General features: G+C 72.1%; 1 protein-coding gene. It reads right to left on the minus strand.

The annotated features are described in order from the left end of the window. Positions 1-1,867, minus strand: a 1,867-nt coding sequence (locus IE258_RS40600) for a beta-ketoacyl synthase N-terminal-like domain-containing protein (RefSeq protein ID WP_189750809.1), incomplete at both ends; no start/stop codon positions are given.

The following is a 1,867-nucleotide window of genomic DNA, read 5'->3' on the forward strand; positions in this document are numbered from 1 at the left end:
TGCGTGGCAGGACGCCTTCGCGTAGCGCCATGACCATTTTGATTACACCGCCGACACCGGCTGCCGCCTGGGCGTGCCCGATGTTGGACTTCAACGACCCCAGCCACAGCGGGTGTTCGGCAGGCCGTTCCTGCCCGTAGGTCGCCTGGAGCGCCTGCACCTCGATCGGGTCACCCAGCGATGTACCGGTGCCGTGCCCCTCCACCACATCGATGTCGGTCGGACCAAGTCCCGCGGTGGCGAGTGCCTGCCGGATCACCCGCTGCTGGGACGGCCCGTTGGGTGCCGTCAGACCATTCGACGCGCCGTCCTGGTTGACGGCGCTGCCCCGCACCACCGCCAGCACCCGGTGGCCCAGCCGCTCCGCATCCGACAGCCGCTCCACCAGCAGCATGCCCGCGCCCTCGGCCCACCCGGTGCCGTCCGCTCCCGCGCCGAAGGCCTTGCACCGACCGTCGGGCGCCAGGCCGCGGTGCCGACTGAAGTTGATGAACGCGCCGGGCGTCGCCATCACCGTGACACCACCCGCGAGTGCCATCTCGCACTCACCCGCGCGCAGTGACTGCACCGCAAGGTGCAGAGCCACCAGCGACGACGAGCAGGCGGTGTCGACGGTCACCGCCGGGCCCTCCAGCCCGAAGGTGTACGACAGTCGGCCGGAGACCACGCTGGCCGCGGTGCCGGTGCCCAGCAGCCCCTCCATGTGGCCGGGCACCTCCCGCAGCCGGGAGCCGTAGTCGTGGTACATGACGCCTGCGAAGACGCCTGTCCGGCTGCCGCGCAGGGTGGCCGGGTCGATGCCCGCGCGCTCGAACGCCTCCCACGACGTCTCCAGCAGCAGCCGCTGCTGCGGATCCATCGCCAACGCCTCACGCGGCGAGATCCCGAAGAACTCCGCGTCGAACGCGGCGGCGCGGTGCAGAAACCCGCCCTCGCATGAGTAGGTGGTGCCGGGGTGGTCCGGGTCGGGGTGGTAGACGTTCTCCAGATCCCAGCCGCGGTCGGAGGGGAACTCGGACACGGCGTCGCCGCCCGACAGGACGAGGTCCCACAGGTCCTCGGGCGTCATGACGTCACCGGGATAGCGGCAGCTCATGCCGACGATCACGATGGGGTCGTCGGCGCCGGCCTCGGCGGGCACGAGGGTGGTGACGCGGTCGGCCTCGCCGACCACCTGTGCCATCACGTGCTCGGCCAGGGCGGCGGACGTCGGATAGTCGAAGACGAGGGTGGCGGGCAGATGCAGACCGGTGGTGGCGGTGAGTCGGTTGCGCAGGTCCACCGCGGTCAGTGAGTCGAAGCCGAGGTCGCTGAACGACTTCTCGGGTTCGACCGCGTCTGGTGAGGCGTGCCCGAGCACCGTCGCGACGCACGACCGGATCAGGTCCAGTACGTGTGCCGCGCGCGCCGGGGCGTCCAAGGGGGCGAGCGCGCTGGCGAGTTCACCACCGTCGGCTGCCGTGCCGGTCGCGGCGCCTGCGGCCCTGCGCCGGATCCGGGCCGGGGTGGGCAGGAGTCCGCGCAGGATCTGCGGTACCCGCTCGGGCGCGGCGTCGGCGGTGCGCAGGGCGGCGAGGTCGAGGCGTACGGGGATCAGCAGGCCGTGGTGGGCGGCCGCGGCGGCGGTGTCGAGGAGCGCGAGCCCCTCGTCTGCCGACAGCGCACCGGCCCCCGAACGTGACAGCCGTCGTACGTCCGCTTCGGTGAGTCCGGCGGTCATGGCACTGTCGTCGGCCCACAGGCCCCAGGCCAGGGAGAGTCCGGGGAGGTCTTCGGTGCGCCGGGTCTGGGCGAGGGCGTCGAGGAAGACGTTGGCGGCTGCGTAGTTGGCCTGGCCTGCGTTGCCGAGGACGCCGGCGGCGGATGA

The organism is Streptomyces tendae, from assembly GCF_014650435.1.
Lineage (GTDB): Bacteria > Actinomycetota > Actinomycetes > Streptomycetales > Streptomycetaceae > Streptomyces > Streptomyces tendae.